This window comes from Mucilaginibacter sp. A5337, from assembly GCF_059690695.1.
The window spans coordinates 558581-577232 of record NZ_JCAWEC010000001.1 but is presented as its reverse complement, the minus strand read 5'-3'; the positions used below and the strand labels follow the sequence as shown (position 1 = coordinate 577232).

11 protein-coding genes and 1 riboswitch are annotated in these 18652 nt (G+C 42.2%); all 11 genes read left to right on the top strand.

From position 1 onward, the window contains the following. Positions 1-380: 380 nt before the first annotated feature. On the top strand, positions 381-1340 hold the full coding sequence (locus tag AC59JO_RS02485) for a family 43 glycosylhydrolase (RefSeq protein WP_413669048.1): 960 nt from the start codon (positions 381-383) through the stop codon (positions 1338-1340). A gap of 27 nt (positions 1341-1367) precedes the next feature. Beyond that, positions 1368-3563: a glycoside hydrolase family 43 protein gene (locus AC59JO_RS02480; protein WP_497303157.1), complete on the top strand. Its 2196-nt coding sequence runs from the start codon at positions 1368-1370 to the stop codon at positions 3561-3563. 339 nt (positions 3564-3902) lie between these two features. Beyond that, the gene (locus AC59JO_RS02475) at positions 3903-4718 is read left to right on the top strand and encodes a DUF6597 domain-containing transcriptional factor (protein ID WP_497303155.1); all 816 of its coding nucleotides are present in this window, start codon (positions 3903-3905) and stop codon (positions 4716-4718) included. A 71-nt stretch (positions 4719-4789) separates the two neighbouring features. After that, positions 4790-5170: a YybH family protein gene (locus AC59JO_RS02470; RefSeq protein WP_413669045.1), complete on the top strand. Its 381-nt coding sequence runs from the start codon at positions 4790-4792 to the stop codon at positions 5168-5170. Between the two features lie 378 nt (positions 5171-5548). Beyond that, positions 5549-6325 carry an isocitrate lyase/PEP mutase family protein gene (locus tag AC59JO_RS02465; protein ID WP_413669044.1) on the top strand — a complete coding sequence of 259 codons (777 nt, stop codon included), beginning with the start codon at positions 5549-5551 and terminating at the stop codon, positions 6323-6325. 315 nt (positions 6326-6640) lie between these two features. Further along, positions 6641-6754: riboswitch (SAM riboswitch) on the top strand. A 112-nt stretch (positions 6755-6866) separates the two neighbouring features. Continuing rightward, a complete protein-coding gene (locus AC59JO_RS02460; protein ID WP_413669043.1) occupies positions 6867-7433 on the top strand; it encodes a TlpA disulfide reductase family protein in 567 nt (188 codons plus the stop codon). A 372-nt stretch (positions 7434-7805) separates the two neighbouring features. After that, positions 7806-10988 carry a SusC/RagA family TonB-linked outer membrane protein gene (locus AC59JO_RS02455; RefSeq protein ID WP_497303152.1) on the top strand — a complete coding sequence of 1061 codons (3183 nt, stop codon included), beginning with the start codon at positions 7806-7808 and terminating at the stop codon, positions 10986-10988. A 6-nt stretch (positions 10989-10994) separates the two neighbouring features. Then, on the top strand, positions 10995-12431 hold the full coding sequence (locus AC59JO_RS02450) for a SusD/RagB family nutrient-binding outer membrane lipoprotein (RefSeq protein ID WP_497303150.1): 1437 nt from the start codon (positions 10995-10997) through the stop codon (positions 12429-12431). A 64-nt stretch (positions 12432-12495) separates the two neighbouring features. Further along, entirely contained in the window at positions 12496-13440 is a 945-nt protein-coding gene (locus tag AC59JO_RS02445) for a bestrophin family protein (RefSeq protein ID WP_413669040.1), read from the top strand. Between the two features lie 89 nt (positions 13441-13529). After that, positions 13530-14072 carry an isopentenyl-diphosphate Delta-isomerase gene (gene idi, locus AC59JO_RS02440; RefSeq protein WP_497303148.1) on the top strand — a complete coding sequence of 181 codons (543 nt, stop codon included), beginning with the start codon at positions 13530-13532 and terminating at the stop codon, positions 14070-14072. A gap of 163 nt (positions 14073-14235) precedes the next feature. Next, positions 14236-18423 carry a hybrid sensor histidine kinase/response regulator transcription factor gene (locus AC59JO_RS02435; RefSeq protein ID WP_497303146.1) on the top strand — a complete coding sequence of 1396 codons (4188 nt, stop codon included), beginning with the start codon at positions 14236-14238 and terminating at the stop codon, positions 18421-18423. The last annotated feature ends 229 nt before the right edge of the window (positions 18424-18652 follow it).

Sequence of the window (18652 nt, the reverse complement as noted above, 5' to 3'; positions counted from 1 at the left end):
AGTTTAGCGATAGCGTAACTTCGTCCTAAAACACGGCAAGCATCCTGCTTGCGCGATAGAAAAGTAAGTTGAAGTGCAGTTAAGCTGAAAGCTTAACACATTTCAGGACGAAGTTACGCTATCGCTAAACTTCGACCAGTAAAAGAAGTTTTTTGTAGAGACGCATCACATGCGTCTCCCGGTGGACAGGCGATTCAAATCTTCTAATTCCGTCGGAAATTGCACGCAGGAGACGCATGTGATGCGTCTCTACATCTAAAAACAATCGTTTTTAAACAGCCTCTGAGAGAAAAACAAGGAAAATAATTGAGATAAAATCATGAAAAATTAGTTAATTGTTAAAATAACACTTAATATTGAAATGTTTTTATTTTACCAATATGACCAAGCGCCTGTTTCTCCTTTTTATCCTTGTTTTGGCTGGTACGGCTTCGCGTGCGCAAAAGCAAATGATCCCTAATCCAATAACCGGTGGATATTTTGCTGATCCAACTATTGTAAAAGATAAGGGCCATTTTTTCATTTATGCCACAATTGATCCCTGGGGCGATAAGGAACTGGCTGTGCTGGAAACTACCGACTTCATCAAGTTTACCAGGCATCACATCAACTGGCCTACCAAACAAGCCTGTACCAGTCCAACGGCTCTTAACGAAATGGTTTGGGCGCCATCGGTAGTAAAGGGCAAAGACAATAAGTTTTACATGTATGTAGCCGTAGGGGGCGAGGTTTGGGGAGGCGTGAGCAATACACCGCTTGGTCCCTGGAAAAACTTAAAAAGCGACAATACGCCCATGGTTAAATCTACCGATTACCCCAACGTGCATAATATTGATCCGGATTGCTTTATTGATACCGATGGCAGCGTATATCTTTATTGGGGATCCGGCTATAAATGGATCAACGGGCACTGTATGGCTGTAAAGCTAAAGGATGATATGGTTTCGTTTGACGGAACGCCCAAAGATATCACCACGCCTCACTTTTTTGAAGGTACACATATGGTGAAACGTAACCAAACCTATTATCTCATGTTTTCGGAGGGAAAAGCCATTGATGCAACTTACCAGGTAGGTTATGCAAGGGGAAGCAGTCCGCTTGGCCCTTTTCAGGAAGATGAGCACCGGGTTATATTAAATACCTCAGCCGATAGTACCGTGATAGGGCCCGGTCACCATACCACATTTGTTGAAAAGGGACAACGTTATATTTTATATCACCGCATTTTTCCTCAAAAGGAATCATTTGTGTTGAGGCAGCTGTGTTTGGACAGTTTAAATTTTGACGCGGATGGCAATATCAAAAAGGTGAGCACCAAAGGAGTACAGAAATTCAATTAACAACTTGAACCAATAACAAATATATACATGAGAAGAATAGTTTTACTGGGCATTTTGATCGGTTTTTATTCCGTATCCATTGCGCAATCAAGTAATGATAAGGCGGTAAAGAAGCAAAGACAAACGAACAAAAAATCTGTACAAAACAATCAGTTCAGTGCCTACCTCTTTACTTATTTTACAGGCAGTAAAGGTGGTGAAGAAATTCGTTTTGCTTTGAGTAATGATGGGTATCATTTCCGTGCGCTGAACAACAATCGCCCTGTTTTAAACTCGGCGGATATCAGTGCTACCGGTGGCGTACGTGACCCTCATATTATGCGCGCTGCCGATGGTAAAACTTTCTACATGGTAGCAACTGATATGAATACCGAAAAATATGGTTGGGGGCCGGATTATTCGATGGTATTGTTAAAATCAACCGACCTGGTACACTGGACCTCGAAAACAATTGATATTACCAAACTTTATGAAAAATTTGCCGGTGTAAACAGGGTTTGGGCACCACAAACTATTTACGATCCGCAGGAAAAAAAATATATGATCTACTGGTCGATGCGCTTTGGCGAAGAGGCCGACAAGATCTATTATGCTTATGCCAATAAGGATTTTACGGGGCTGGAAACAGAACCTAAACAACTTTTCTTTAAGCCCGATGGGGGAGCTTGTATCGATGGCGATATTGTTTATAAGAACAATAAATATTACCTGTTCTTTAAAACGGAAGGATCGGGTGCGGGGATAAAAATAGCCGTATCGGATAAACTAACTTCCGGATATGTATTACGGGATAAATACGTACAGCAAACCAAAGACCCGGTAGAGGGGGCAGGTACCTTTAAATTAAACGATGGCAGCGGGTATATTTTGATGTACGATATGTATACGCAAGGTAAATACCAGTTTACCAGGACAACCGACCTCGAAAATTTTAAACTGATTGATGACGAGGTGTCCATGAACTTTCATCCGCGCCATGGTACCGTGATGCCAATAACTTCAAAAGAAGCGGCTGCGTTAACAGCCAAATGGGAAACACCGGAAGACGTAGTACTTTCACCGGTTAACAAGCAGATTAAAACTATCAATATTGTTTTGGATACAGCAGGCCATAAAGTTTACCTGCCTGTAAAACCGGGTACGCGTTTAAAATCATTTGATCCGCAGTTTACCTTGTTTCCAGGTGTTACTGTCAGCCCTGTAAAACCTCAGGATTTTACAAAAGGCCCGGTTAAATATTCGGTAACTATAACTGATAAAAAAGCGCAGGTTTTTGAGGTTACTGCCCAGGAAACCCATAACCCGGCTATAGCAGGATATTATGCCGATCCGGAGATCTTGTATGCCGAAAAAACAGGCAAGTTTTATATCTATCCAACCAGTGATGGTTTTGACGGCTGGTCGGGCAAGTATTTTAAGGCTTTTTCTTCTGATGATATGGTTAACTGGAAGGATGAGGGCAAGATCCTTGATTTGCCGCAGGATGTGAGCTGGGCAAAAAAGAATGCCTGGGCGCCTTGCATCATCGAAAAAAAGATTGGCGGAGAGTATAAGTATTTTTACTATTTCGCTGCTGCTCAAAAAATAGGGGTTGCAACCGCAAATGATCCTGCGGGGCCATTTACCGATTCGGGTAAGCCTTTGGTGGCACAATTACCTGAAGGTGTTAAAGGCGGACAGCAGATCGATGCAGATGTTTTTGCCGATCCGCAAACGGGTAAGAACTATCTGTACTGGGGCAATGGCTATATGGCCGTGGCGGAATTAAATGATGACATGGTTTCGTTAAAACCGGGCACCACTAAAATCCTAACCCCGTATGCCCACTATAATGAGGGTACCTACGTGTTTTACCGTAATGGCACCTACTACTTCATGTGGTCGGAAAATGATACCCGTAGCCCTAATTATAGCGTGCATTATGGTACTTCTAAATCTCCTTTGGGGCCAATTGAGATTCCTCAACAAAACACGGTTATTGCTAAAGATGCAGCTAAAGGTATTTACGGCACCGGCCATAATTCGGTGATCCAGATTCCGGGCACGGATGAGTGGTATATTGTTTACCACCGCTTCAATTATCCCAAAGGAATTACTATGGGCGATGCTGCAGGATATAACCGTGAAGTATGTATTGATAAAATGGAATTTGATAGTAATGGGTTGATTAAACAGGTGGAGCCAACACATGAAGGTATAAAACCGGTACACGTAAAAAAATAAACCCTGTTATGGGATAGCGGTAAGTTGCTTTAAACTATCGCACGATCTGCTTAGAGACTATTTTTAAATTAAACTTCTATTCATTGCCGTTGACTTTAGTCAACGGTTAAAGAAACTAACAAACGGCTTTAGCCCCAATGTCCGCGCGGTATTTTGGCTGAAGCCGTTTGTTTTATAATCATTATTCCGTCGACTAAAGTCAACGGCAATGAATTTATCCATAGTCATAAACCATTATCTATTTTAAAACCGTTCCGTAGCAGTTCACAAGCCGATAACTTATTTTTTGTTCCGTTTTTTACAATTCAGGAGCCACGATAGTATCCTATATTTGTAATAATGGTTTTCAAAGAGATGCTTCCGGAACCGAGGCTGCAGCCTTATATCAAGTGCTTCTACATGTACGAATCCGATTCGGACAGGAGCTATGATGATATCGTGTTTCCGAGCGGTACCATGGAAGTGATCTTTAACCTTGGTGCCGGAAACTGGAAATCAAAGAAAGGTGACACATTTTTCACCACTCCTCCTGTGGAGCTTTGGGGACAGATCACCAAACCATTAGCCATACAATCGGTAGGGCGAAATATTATGCTGGGTTTTCGTTTCTACCCGCACTCGGCAGCTTATTTTTTTGATGAAAACGTTTCAGAATTTAATAACGAAATTGTTGATGCCACACAGGTATTCGGCCCTAAATTAAAAACACTTTATTTAAAGCTGCTGGAAACCGCCGATCTGAATGCGAAAGTCGCCCTGATTGAAGATTATTTGTGGAGCCGTTTATCGGCATCTGAAAAAAAACATTCCAAGATCAAATTCATCGGAGATATTGTAAGCAATCTTAAAAAGAACTACAGCGACGATAATATCCTGTCGATTTCAAGCCGTCATAATATCTCCGCCCGGCATTTAAATACCCTTTTTTCGCAGTATACCGGTTTGCCGCCAAAGTTGTTTTATAAAATAAACCGCTTTCAGCATAGCCTTGGCCTGGTTAGCGCTAACGAAGAAAAACTCACCAACGTAGCCTACAGCGCAGGGTATTTTGACCAGGCGCATTTTATAAAGGAATTTAAACTTTTTACAGGTTTTACCCCTAACTCATTTGCTGCTCAGGCATCGCCTATAAACCAGGTATTGGCCGGTAGTTAATGCACTTCCGTTTTATACAATTTTTGCCTGTTCAAGCCGCATAGCTTTGCTGATAATAAAAAAACAATAAAATGAAATCAGCAAAAACACCACAGGAAGTGCACGCAGTACTTGCGGCAGCTTTTAACACCAAAGATGTAAATGTAGTTATGAATGTGTATGATGCCAACGGCATTATTTTCCCAGAACCCGGAAAAGAAGTATCCGGAAGGGCCCAGTTTGAAGAAGCCGTTAAAAGCATCTGCGCGGTTCCGGGGGTAATGGAAATTAAAACCGTATACTGCCTGCAATCGGGCGATGTAGCCGTGGGCCGGTCGGAGTGGAGCGTTACAGACAATGGCAAAACGCAAGTGGCCGCAAAGGGTATCGAGTTGATGAAACAGCAACCTGATGGTAGCTGGAAAATTATCATCGATCATGCTTTCGGAGCCGAAGCTAATCTTGTAGCATGATTTTCTCCATCTTAAACAAAAAGAGGCTGTATCATAATGATCAGCTTCTTTTTGTTTTTAGATACTTAAGCGATATATAATTTCTGTTTAATTAACTTTATTAATAAAATGGGGGTTAACAGGGTTAACATAATTTAGTGTTAATTTTAACTTAAAATATTTATAATCAGATATTTAAGTGTTTTTTAGGCCGAAAATGTGTTAACCCCCCTTTTGTATAAATATTATCGGCTAAATTTCAATTTAAAGGTAACGCAACAGTATGGCATCAATTTGATTTATGATACAATCTTCCTTGTTTCGCCTTAATCTGTTCCGTTTTATACAATTTTTAGAATATCGCCCGGGCTAATTTTGAGCATAAAATAAAACAAGATCATGAAAAATAGATTTAATGAATTTTTAGCCCTGCATCATAAAACCGAACCTTTGCAGATTGGCAATGTATGGAACGCGCAAAGCGCGCAGATTTATGATAAGTTGAATTTTGAGGCAATTGGTACCTCAAGCGCGGCTGTTGCCAGCTCTTTAGGCTTTGCAGATGGCGAGGAGATGAGTTTTGAGGATTATCTTTTTATTATTAAACGGATAATAGCAACATCATCAGCGATGTTAACTGTCGATCTGGAGGGAGGTTATGGTGACACACCGGAGGCAATCTGCAATAACATCATAAAATTATATAATATCGGCGTTGTCGGTATCAATATAGAGGATTCGATAGTAAGGGATGGCCAGCGAAGTATTGTTGACGCAAATGAGTTAGCGATTAAACTTAAACAGATCACCGGGCTGCTGGCTAAGGCAGATGTACAGGTATTTATAAATGTGAGGGCCGATTCCTTCCTGCTCGGTTTACCTAATGCACTGGAAGATGCTTTAAGCCGGACTAAACTTTACCAGGATACAGGTGTGCATGGTTTGTTTTTCCCCTGTATTACTCAAATAACTGATATTGAAAAAATAACAGCCTTATCACGCCTCCCGGTTAGTGTAATGTGTATGCCCGGGCTTCCGGATTTTAAAGCCTTACAAAGTGCAGGTGTTAAAAGGATCAGTGCCGGTCCATTTTTAAACATGAACATCTACCAATCGCTGGAAAATTTAATTGAAAAAATAACCACCGAAAATAGCTTTGCGAGCCTGTTTAAATAAATGCGGGGTGTTTTTTTAACTGTAAGTTGTAAACAATGGAAAACTATACTACCCTGTTTTAAGTTATTGCAATGTAGATGTAATGATCTACAAATAAGTTTAGGTTAAAAGTCCCGGCGGCGAGCGTTAGGGACTTTTTATTTTTACGGAAGTAGTTTAAAAAGGTTTCAGCTGGTTTGATCAGTGAACAAACTTCTGTTGGTAAGCCTGCACAATTTGAAGGCTTAATTCATTTTATTGCAATAATTATATAAAGTCTATGGTTTTAGTAGAATTTATATATATTTGCATCATCAAATCGGTTCTTTGAATATTTTATTATCAAGAAAGACTGAGGGAAAGGCCCTGTGATGTCTTAGCAACCTGTAAGCCCACTGTTATAAAGGTGCTAATTCCTGTCTGCCCAAATAGGGGCGGAAAAGATAATGTAATAAGCTATTGCCTTGCATAGTTCAGGCTATAAGCACAATTCTTTTTCTCCTTTCACTTTTCCTGCTAAAAAATATTATTGAGTTGATATCACAATTTAATGTGTGTAGCAATGAAGATTAAACATTTACTTATTACCTGCCTGCTTTCAATAACAACACTTTTTGCTGCTGCGCAAACAAACGCAGCTGCCGACCCGAATACTGATCGCGGTTACATCGTGAAAACAGGCGATATCGCTCCGGCCGATTTTGAGCTTGTGCTTACCGATGGTACTAAAACCTCATTGAAGCAGCTACGTGGCAAAGTAGTTATCCTACAGTTTACTGCAAGCTGGTGCAGTGTTTGCCGCGAAGAAATGCCTCATCTTGAAAAAGAGATCTGGCAGGCTTATAAAGATAAAGGCCTCGTATTAATAGGCGTTGACCGTGACGAGCCGCTTGAAAAAGTGAAAGGTTTTCATCAGGTTATGAATATCAGCTATCCGCTGGCGCTTGATCCGGGGGCTGACATATTCGGGCGGTTTGCCAACAAAAAAAGCGGCGTTACCCGCAATGTGGTTATCGACCGCGATGGAAAGATCGTTTACCTTACCCGTTTATATGATAAACAGGAGTTTGCATCAATGCTAAAAGCCGTCGACGCATTGGTGAACGAAAAAACAGCATCTGTCAACTGAGAATACTGATAGCAACCTGTTTCTGCTATCAATCAAGAAAAATCTATCTGTACTTATTTAATACCCGTTTTTATGAAAACAAAAACTACTTCCTTACACAAGAAACATTTCTTTTCGGTAAGCCGGTCAACCTGCAAATTCTTCATCTCAAGTATGCAAGGCATGCGTTGTTGCTGTTAATTCTTTACAGCATGCATGGTGTGTTTAAGTGCAGGCTTGCTGCAGTTTGCCTTAGCTTAATAATTACCATCCCCTAATCAATTCTTTACGGTTACAAAAGATTCATAACGCGGGCAAATTATGCCTGCTAAGGCGATAGCCATGCTTTTTGTACCGTAAGGCGTCAAAAATTAATCTCAATTATTAATTATCATGTTAAAAATTTACAAACTATTACTGGCAATTATATTGCCTTTTATTCTCGTCCAAACGGTTGCGGGGCAATCCGTTAAAATAAGCGGAGTGGTAACCGCCAAGTCAGATGGGTTGCCGTTGCCAGGTGTCAGCGTATCTGTTAAGGGTAAAACTACGGGTGCACAAACTAATGTTGATGGTAAGTTTATCATCAATGCCAATGTTAACGATGTGCTCAGGGTTAGTTACATCGGCTTTACAACCCAGGAAATCCCTGTTACGCAAAATACATCTACCTTAAATGTGGTTTTGGTTGAAGCACCAAATTCGCTGAATGAGGTAGTGATAACGGCCCTCAATATCTCAAAGGATAAAAAATCGCTGGGCTACGCGGTGCAGGGTTTAAAATCGAAAGATATTTCTGAAGCTAAAGAAACCAACTTTGTAAATGCGCTGACTGGTAAAATTGCCGGTGTGCAGGTAACCAACAGCCAGGGCGATATGGGCTCATCCCGTATCATCATCCGTGGAGAAACGTCTATCTCACGGGAAAACCAACCTTTATTTGTAGTTGATGGGGTTATTGTTGATAACAGCCAGTTTTTGGGCACCAATGGTTCAAGGGATTTCTCCAATGCCATTTCAGATCTGAATTCTGAAGACATTGAATCGGTAAGCGTATTGAAAGGACCCAACGCGGCAGCGCTTTATGGTTCACGTGCGGCGGCGGGCGTTATCCTCATTCGTACTAAAACCGGCAAAGGCGCAAAAGGATTAGGTGTTACCATAAACTCTAATACCAGTTTTTCAAATGTGCAGGTGTTGCCCGATTATCAAAACCAATACGGTCAGGGCTCAAATGGTAAATTCAGCTATGTAGATGGTAAAGGTGGCGGCGTTAACGATGGTGTTGACGAAAGCTGGGGCCCTGCTTTGGATGGTTCGCTGATCCCGCAGTTTTATTCAAATGGCCAGGCTGTGCCTTTCGTGGCGCATCCCAATAACGTAAGAGACTTTTTTAAAACCGGCGTAACGCTTAATAACGGCATCGCGATAGCAAGCAGCAGCGATAAAAGCGATTTCAGGTTGTCATATAATAACCTGCACCAAACCGGTATTGTACCTAATACTTCACAAGGGCGTAACTCTTTTGCTTTAAACTCAAGCTATCGTATCAATAACAAATTGACAGTAAATACCATTGTTGATTATAGTAAAGATGATGCTGATAACCTGCCCGGTGCATATGGCAAACGCGCAACCAGTACCATGCTGCAATTTACATGGTTTGGCCGCCAGGTTGATATCAACAGGCTTAAAAATTATAAAGATGCTAACGGTAATACCTTTAACTGGAACAACAGTTACTATAGCAACCCATACTGGCTGGCTTATGAAAACACGGTTGGTCAGCATAAAAACCACCTGATAGGTAGCATCGAATTGAATTATAAGATCATCGACGGCTTATCGGCCAACTTCCGTACCGGTACAGATTATTATAATGATCGTCGTAAGATTAAAGTGGCTTACGGCACCAACGGGACGCCGTTTGGCTCATACGAAGAGGATGCTTACAGTGTAAACGAAAACAACACCGAAGCCAGGTTACAATACACCAAAAAGCTGAATAACGATTTTTCGCTTGATGTATTTGGTGGCGGCAACATAGCGGTTAGAACAAATGAGCGTAATGATCAGCTGGCACCTAAACTTGCAGTTGCAGGTTTATATACCTTGAGCAATTCCCGCGATCCGTTGGTTTCAACCAATGAGTATTATAAATCAAAAACCTACAGTTATTTTGGCTCGGCCCAGCTTGGTTTCCGGAATTACGCGTTCGTTAACTTCACAACCCGTAATGATTGGTCATCAACTTTGCCGGCAGATGCGCTGTCATATTTTTACCCTTCAATTAACGGAAGTTTAGTGCTGTCAGAAGCATTGGACATTAAAAGCGATGTACTTACTTATGCGAAGATAAGAGGTGGTTGGTCTAAAGTGGGCAAACCTGCTGATCCTTACCAGTTGATTAATGTTTTCACATCTTCAAACCTTTTTGGCTCAAATCCGCAGCAAAGTTCGGGGTCTACTTATCTGAATTATCGTCTTAAACCTGAAACCACGAGGTCAGCGGAGGCCGGTTTTGAATTGGGCTTTTTCCATGATAGGGTACACTTAGACGTAAGCGGTTATAACACTAATAGTGTTAATCAGATTCTTACGGTACAGGTAAGTTCATCAACGGGTTACGGCTATAAGGTGATAAACGGGGGCCGCATCAACAATAAGGGTGTTGAAGTTCAGTTGGGTATCACACCAATTAAATCGAATAGCTTTACCTGGGATATAACTACCAACTATTCGTTAAACCGGGGTAAGGTGGCATCGCTTGATGCTGACGGCCGTCTGCAAAACGTAGTTCTCGGAACAGATCGTACAGTACAGGTCTTAGCAGCTGTCGGCCAGCCTTATGGTGCGCTTTACGGTACTGCTTATACACGCGATGCTTCAGGTCAGATCATTATTGATGCTAACGGCACACCGGTATTCAACACTACCAAACGTTATTTGGGTAAATTCACTCCAAATTGGCTGGGAAGCATCAACAATAGCTTTACCTACAAAGGCATTAACCTGAGCTTTTTGGTTGATGCGCGTTTCGGCGGGTCAATTTATTCAAACACCAACCGTACCGGTACTTATACCGGCGTATTGGCCTCAACTTTACCGGGCCGTGGTGCAGCTAACGGTGGTTTAAGCTATTACTATCCGGGCAACAACACTTCGGCAGCAGCGGTACAAGTTACCGGCGCGGCTCCTGCAGGAGTAACAGTTTATAATGATGGTATGATATTTAAAGGCGTTAAGGCCGATGGTTCGCCAAACACCACCATCATCCCCGCACAATCATACTATAAAGGCTTCACCAATATCGACGAAGCATTTGTATACGATGCCTCATACATCAAGCTTCGCGAAGTGAAACTGGGTTATTCTTTACCTGCTAAATGGGTGAATAAAATAGGTTTCCAGGGCGCCACATTCTCGGTAGTTGGCCGTAACCTGTGGATCATTCATAAAAACGCGCCGAACATTGATCCGGAAACAGCCTTTAACGCAGGCAATGGCCAGGGCCTGGAAGACCTTACCCTGCCTACTGTACGCAACATCGGTTTTAACGTAAACCTTAAATTCTAAAACATCATGAAAATTAAATATATCAGCATATTATCCGCAGCGGTTTTATTATCGGTAACATCGTGCAAAAAAGATCTGTTAAAGATCAACCAAAACCCTAACGGCTCGCAAACGGCGCAACCCGATTATTTGTTGACTGCAGCTACCAAAGCAACTTCAGATACCTACTGGGGCGTAGCCAATAACATGGATGCCAGTTTGCTGTTCGTGCAATACTGGTCTAAAATTCAATATACCGACCCCGACAGGTATATTTATGCCAGTAGCGCGTTTGAGGAACTCTGGGGTACAGGCTATTCAAAAAGTATTGTAAACCTTAACCAGATCATCAAACTTGCCGATGCCCAGGGTAATGCCAACTATAAAGGGGTTGCCTTAGTACTGCGCTCATGGACATTTAGTTTATTGACCGAAGCTTATGGTAATATCCCTTATAAACAAGCAACCAATATCGATCAATACCTTACCCCGGCTTATGACTCCCAAAAAGATGTTTATTTTGCGCTGTTAGATGATTTGAAAGCCGCTCAAACAGCGCTTGATCCGTCGGGCAAAGCCATAGCGGGCGATGTGATCTATAGCAACAATATTGCGTCATGGAAAAAGTTTGCGAACTCATTAAGGCTTCGCATTGCCTTACGTATTGCGGACAGGGAACCGGCCAAGGCCAAGCAGGTACTGGCTGATATCCAGGCCGAAGGCGGCTCGTATATCAGCTCGAACGCTGAAACCGCGCAGCTGGTTTATTTAGATTCGCCCAATCAAAACCCGGTGAGCAATCTGTTTGATACGCGCGATGACTACCGTATCAGCAAAACTATAGTTGATAAGCTGTTTGCACTTAACGATCCACGTTTATCTATATATGCAGCCAAAACACAGGATGCCACACCTCAAACCTATGTTGGTTTGCCAAACGGTTTGTTGGTGGGCGATGCCAGCAACTACGGTTTTACCAAAACTTCAAAACCGGGCACTTATTTCAGGGCTCCGCATGCCCCGGCTGTGATATTAAGCTATGCCGAAAGCTTGTTTGACAGGGCAGAGGCTGCTGCACGTGGTTTTACTACCGAAGATGCTGCTTCATTATACGGACAGGCCGTTACTGCTGCGTTGGCCCAATACAGCATCGCTTCGGCAGATATTGCAACTTATATAGCACAGCCGGCTGTTAAATACGACGCATCTAACTACAAAAAATCAATTGGCGAGCAAAAATGGTTAGCCCTGTTTGGTCAGGGATTAGAAGGTTGGACAGAATGGCGCAGGCTTGATTATCCGCAACTGCAACCCGCAGTTGCCGGTACCCTGAATGGTAAAATACCTGTAAGGTTTATTTATCCGGGTACAGAGCAATCGTTAAACAAAACTAATTATCAGTCGGCGGTGGCAGCACAGGGAGCCGATGCGCTTACCACAAAGCTTTGGTTTGATGTAAACTAAGCAAAACATTATTTTATTAAATAATTTGAAAAACGGGTTTCCTCAGCAGGAAATCCGTTTTTTTATGGAAAATAAAGTTGAAATTTGCGGCATGATTATCAGGAAGAAAGAGCATTGGTTCAGGATGCTGTTTATCTGGCACGGCTCCGTACTGCCGCGACTATTGCCCCGCCTGGGTTTGTTGTTAGTGTTATCGGTAATTATAGTATACCTTCATGGCTCCCTGTTTTCGTTCAAGGTGCCTTTAAATCCAGCACCATTTACTTTATTTGGTTTAGCGCTTGCCTTGTTTTTAGGCTTCCGGAACAATGCCAGCTATGACCGTTTTTGGGAAGGCCGGAAATTGTGGGGAGCATTGCTGAATGATACCCGTTCACTTGCGCGACAGTCTTTTTTTGCTGCAGGTTATCAACCTGATGATCAGGAACCGAAAGATTTTGTTCAAATGCTCATTACCTTAACTTATAGTCTTAAACACCAGCTACGCGGCACCGATGCCCGTGCCGATCTTGAGCAGAGGTTACCGGCTGAATTAGCATCGCGGATAGGAGCAGCTAAATATAAACCCATCATGCTTTTGAGCGAAATGAGTGGTTGGGTGCATACAGCTAAGCAGCAGGGTAAAATTGATTCCATCATACAAGTTGCATTTGAGGAAAACTTTAATAAACTATCAGACATTGTTGGTGGTTGCGAAAGGATAGCCTCAACGCCTATTCCGTACAGTTACCGGGTATTATTGCACCGAACAGTTTATTTGTATTGTTTTATGCTGCCTTTTGGTTTGGTTGACAGCCTGGGCTGGCTCACACCATTTATTGTGGTATTTATTGCTTATACCTTTGTTGCGTTTGAAGCCATTGCCGATGAAATTGAGGAGCCTTTCGGAACAGAAGATAATGACTTGGCTTTAAACGCCATGTGCCGGATGATAGAAAGAACATTACTTGAAATTGCCGGACGGCCGCTGCCCGATTTTAAAGAATCTGAAACGCGGATCATCGATTAACACTGCCTTATCCCGCATAACAAAAATAAAATAACAAAAAGCCAGAGACGAGCGTTTCTCGTAAGTAAGGTAACATCAATTAATAGCGAGTGAAAATAGAAGAAACTGTGATTTTGGTTGATCGCGATGATCAGGAAACAGGTACTATGGAAAAAATGGAGGCGCATTTGCAGGGTAAACTGCATCGTGCATTTTCCGTTTTTATATTTAACAAAAAAGGCGAGCTGTTATTGCAACAACGTGCCGATGGTAAATACCACTCGGGCGGTAAATGGACAAACACCTGCTGCAGTCACCCAAGGCCCGGCGAAACCAATATCGACGCAGCAAATCGCAGGTTACAGGAAGAAATGGGCATGGCCGCCGAACTTAACTTTGCTTTTTCTTTTATCTACTGTGCGGCAATTCAGGATGATATTATTGAAAATGAGTTTGACCATGTGTTCTTTGGTATTACTGATGAATTACCCGTTCCCGATCCGTATGAAGTATCTGCATTTAAATACATAACCATGCCACAATTGGCCGCCGAATTGAAAAGTAACCCTGGCAATTATACCGCCTGGCTGGCTATCTGTTTTGATGAAGTGATGGCGCATTACCGGCAATTAATTATGCCTGTTTTGCCATAGCTTTAGCTATAATCCGGGTTGCAATTTTCTAATAATCAGGCTGAATGAGTTTTTTCTGTAACGGGTATTTTACATTTTTTGTAATATTGTTGTACTTTCGACAATTAATTAGGTAGCTTTAATCTTCCAATTATTTGTGTAATTCACAGCCTGCAACGTGTTAATGAAAAAGGGATCCTTTGTCTGTTTTGTTCTTTTTTTGATCTTTTCCTCGGCCCGTGCCCAGTCGCCAATCAAAAACAAGATCCTCAACTATTCGTTAAAAAATGGTCTTTCTTTTGGTATTGTTAATAGTATTACCCAGGATGACAAGGGATTTATGTGGTTTGCCACCAACGATGGACTTAATCGTTTTGATGGTACAACCTTTAAAGTTTTTAAATCGCGCGCGGGCGATTCTACCGCATTGGCCAGTAATTATGTACAAAAGGTTTTATGCGATGTGCGTGGTAATATCTGGGTATCATCGCGCAATGGCTTAAGCAAGCTGGATACCCGCACCGAAAAGTTTATACACTATAAACTCAAGCTAAACAAGTCGGTAAAAAGTGACATCGGTAATATCATCCAAAGCCGTGACGGTAACCTGTGGATCACATCTTACAACCTGGGCTTCTCATATTTTGATATTAAAACTGCCAGTTTCAACAACTATACCCAAATCAATCTGCCCCGTTTGGCAAGTAACCGTGTAATTTGTTTGTTTGAAGATTCAAAAGGCCTGTTGTGGTTAGGTACGCAGGAGGGGGGCATTAACATATTCAGGCATAACGGCGGACTGATCAATAAAAGTGAAGGCTGGGCACCGCAAATCCCTAATTTGCCTGCTACCAGGATCAACGATATTTTTGAAGATCATTTCCATAACATTTGGATTGCTACCGGCAGCGGCCTCGTTTATTATAACCGGCAGGCCAATAAATTTACCTTGTTACAAGCCAATCAACCTGGTGTTAAAAGTAAAAGGTATATATCACTGAGTGAAGATAATGACAGGCAATTACTTGTTGGCCTGCAGGATGGAGGGCTTTTTAAGCTCAACATAGGTTCAGATCCAAACTACAACACCGCCAATTACTTTTTACAGCCTGTAACCGGCGATGACGGTTTTTATCTCACCCAGCGTTCGGTACAAACCCTGTTTACTGATAAGGATAAAAACGTTTGGGTAGGTACCTATGGTGATGGCATTTACATGATCAGCAGTATTAAAGAGAAATTTTCGCTGATCACTAAAAAAAAGTATGAAACCAGTGGCGAGAGCCCGGTAAGGTTTTACGGCATGAGCCAGGATAAGGAAGGCTTTTTATGGCTCGGAACCGATGGTGAAGGGCTTTTTAAAACCAGCCGGAATGGTACGCTCATCAAACAATATAAGGCCGATGGCAGGCCGGGTAGTATTACTGATAACGCCATCCTGTACGGGTATACCGATCGTGACGGCAATACCTGGTTTGGTACTTACGCTAAGGGATTGCTGCTTTATAACAAAAAATCAGACTCGTTTACATCATTTGCCCACAATGCAGCAGATAGTAAAAGTCTTGGAGGAAATGATGTACGTGTAATTTACCAGGACAGCCATAAAAACCTTTGGGTTGGCACAAATGGTGGCGGTTTAAGCTTGTTTGATCCGGTAACCAAAACGTTCAGCAATTACACACCTGCAAACAGCGGCATTACAGCTTATGATGTACGTGCAATTACTGAAGATGATAAAGGCAATCTTTGGATTGGTACTTATGGCGGCGGTCTGGATTTTTATGATGCAAAGCAAAAGAAATTCAGCAGGTATTTTAAACCGGCCGACGAAAAGAATAACCTGCCGGGCCAGGTAATATTTTATCTCAATGCCGATAAACACCGGCGGCTTTGGATAGCTACAGAAGGGGATGGCTTGATAGCGTATGATCTTAAAAATGGTACGTTTAAAAAGTTCAATGAAACCAACGGCCTTGCCAACAATACAGTTTCTGCTTTTAAGGAAGTAGCCGATGGCACATTGTGGCTGAGTACCAACAAGGGGCTTTCAAACCTTAATCCGGCAACGGGTAAAATTTTGAACTATGATCAGTCTGACGGGCTGCAGGCGGGACAATTTAATGCGGGCTCTGTTTTGTTTGACGCGGCAAATAGTTTGATGTATTTTGGTGGGACTGAAGGACTGAATTTTTTTGATCCCGGAAAAGTAAACCAAAGCAGTTATAAGCCCAAAGTTATTATAACAGGCCTGCAGATTTTTGGTAAACAGGTTGAAGTTGGCGAGCTTGATAAAAATCATACAGTATTACCCGAGGCCATTAGTGAAGCACGGCAAATTACATTGCAGCCCGATCAGTCGGTATTTTCTATCCAGTATGCTTCGTTGAACTATACTTACCCGGATAAGGGCGGCTTTGCTTATAAACTTGACGGGCTTGATAAAACCTGGAACTATGTTGGTAACCAGCGATTGGCTACCTACCGTTATCTTGAACCCGGCGATTATACTTTCAGGGTAAAAGCATCCAACCAGGACGGTTTATGGTTTGATAATTATACTATATTACAGGTTAAGATCCTGCCGCCCTGGTATAAAACATGGTGGGCTTATTTAATTTACATAGCTGCCGCGGGCCTTGTTACCTATTACTACATGCTATACAGGGCACGCCAAACCAGGCTTAAATATGAAGTTAAGGTGGCGCAGCTTTCGGCCGAAAAAGATAAAGAGCTTAATGAGCGTAAACTTTCGTTTTTTACCAATATCTCGCATGAGTTCCGTACACCGCTAACACTGATCATCAACCCGGTAAAGGATATGCTGTTCGGAAAAAATGAAGATACCGATGATGCCGGCAATTTGCATATTATTTACCGTAACGCACGCCGCCTGCTGAGTTTGGTTGATCAGTTGCTGCTTTTCAGAAAGGCTGAAAGCGATACTGATAAGCTTAAAATAGTAAAGCTTAATATCGTTTCGCTTTGCCATGAGGTGTTTTTGTGTTTTAATCACCAGGCACGCACCAAACATATCCAGTTTGATTTTATTAGCGAAAAAGATACCATAGAGATTTACGCCGACAGGGAGAAAATGGAAATTGCGTTGTTTAACCTCATCTCCAACGCGTTGAAGTTTACGCCGGAATTTGGCATAGTAAGCTGTACGATAACCGATTTTAACGATAAGATCACAATCGAAATAAAAGATAGCGGTTGCGGCATAGCCGAGGGTACCGGCGATCAATTATTCGGCAAGTTTTACCAGTTGCAAAATTCGGTGCCCCTGGCAGGCGGCTTCGGTATTGGGCTTTACCTGGTTAAAGCATTTATCGAAAACCACAAAGGCAGCATCAGTTATACAAGCGAGCAGGGGCAGGGGACGGTATTTCATGTATCGCTGTTAAAAGGGAGGGAGCATTTTGGACAGCAATTTGTTTTTGAAGATGTTGCCGAAACTTCGGTATTCCTGGATGAGCTGATGGAGAATAAGGGCGAATTAGCTGCTGTTGAGGTTGAAAATACTACAGCAGCTAAAAGTTCTGAAGCATTAAGCTCCGATACTAAAACCATGCTGCTGATTGACGATAACCAGCAGATCCGTACTTACCTTAAACAGATCTTTACCGGCGAATTTGAGATTTTTGAGGCCGATAACGGTACAGATGGCCTTGACCTTGTTTATCATCTTGTGCCCGATATTGTGATAAGTGACGTAATGATGCAGGGCTTAAGCGGTATTGAGGTATGCAGCCGTATTAAGGAAGACCCTGTACTGAACCACATACCAGTGATATTGCTTACCGCCAGTTCTTCGCCTGAGATAAAGCTGAAAGGGATTGAGGGAGGGGCTGATGACTATATCAGCAAGCCTTTTGAAAAGGAGATCCTGGTAGCCCGTGTAAACGGTATCCTGAAGAGCAGGAACAACCTGCAAAAGTATTTTTATAACGAGATAACACTTAATAAGTCAAACGACCTGAAGATTTCGCAGGAGTACAAGGAATTCCTGGAAAAATGCCTCCTGATAGTTGAGCAGCACTTAACTGATCCCGATTTCAGCATTAAAACACTTGCTGCCGAAATTGGTATGAGCCATTCTAACTTGTACAAGCGTATCAAATCAATCTCAGGGCAATCGGCAAATAGTTTTATCCGTTTTATCCGCCTGCGTAAGGCTGCCGAGATCTTGTTAACAACCGATAGCACAGTTTATGAAACTGCCTACAAGGTGGGCTTAAATGATCTCAAATATTTCAGGGAACAATTCAATAAGCTGTTTGGGATAAACCCGTCTGATTACATTAAGAAATATCGTAAGCCATTTCACAACAATTACAACGTGAACCGCGATGTGATTAAGGAGAATTGATAGCGTTTACGCTGATTATTTTTATTTACCTGGTCCACGTCTCGTCGGGCCGACTTCTCTTTGTCTGCTAATAGGTAGGAAATTTATAAGTTTTTCGGGTGCCCTCTTTATGAAGCCAGGAGGGTAGGACGAGCGCAGCAATACCCGGAGCAGTAAATACCGCAATTTATTTTTGTCCCCCTGACAGTATTGATTTACCCCCTGTTTAAAAAGTGCTCAAAATGCTGTT

What these genes read in the sequence shown, in the direction of transcription:
- AC59JO_RS02480 (WP_497303157.1), top strand. Translation starts at nt 1,368, where the DNA reads ATGAGAAGAATAGTTTTACTGGGCATTTTGATCGGTTTTTATTCCGTA.
- AC59JO_RS02455 (WP_497303152.1), top strand. Translation starts at nt 7,806, where the DNA reads ATGTTAAAAATTTACAAACTATTACTGGCAATTATATTGCCTTTTATT.
- AC59JO_RS02470 (WP_413669045.1), top strand. Translation starts at nt 4,790, where the DNA reads ATGAAATCAGCAAAAACACCACAGGAAGTGCACGCAGTACTTGCGGCA.
- AC59JO_RS02475 (WP_497303155.1), top strand. Translation starts at nt 3,903, where the DNA reads ATGGTTTTCAAAGAGATGCTTCCGGAACCGAGGCTGCAGCCTTATATC.
- AC59JO_RS02450 (WP_497303150.1), top strand. Translation starts at nt 10,995, where the DNA reads ATGAAAATTAAATATATCAGCATATTATCCGCAGCGGTTTTATTATCG.
- AC59JO_RS02485 (WP_413669048.1), top strand. Translation starts at nt 381, where the DNA reads ATGACCAAGCGCCTGTTTCTCCTTTTTATCCTTGTTTTGGCTGGTACG.
- AC59JO_RS02460 (WP_413669043.1), top strand. Translation starts at nt 6,867, where the DNA reads ATGAAGATTAAACATTTACTTATTACCTGCCTGCTTTCAATAACAACA.
- AC59JO_RS02445 (WP_413669040.1), top strand. Translation starts at nt 12,496, where the DNA reads ATGGAAAATAAAGTTGAAATTTGCGGCATGATTATCAGGAAGAAAGAG.
- AC59JO_RS02465 (WP_413669044.1), top strand. Translation starts at nt 5,549, where the DNA reads ATGAAAAATAGATTTAATGAATTTTTAGCCCTGCATCATAAAACCGAA.
- AC59JO_RS02435 (WP_497303146.1), top strand. Translation starts at nt 14,236, where the DNA reads ATGAAAAAGGGATCCTTTGTCTGTTTTGTTCTTTTTTTGATCTTTTCC.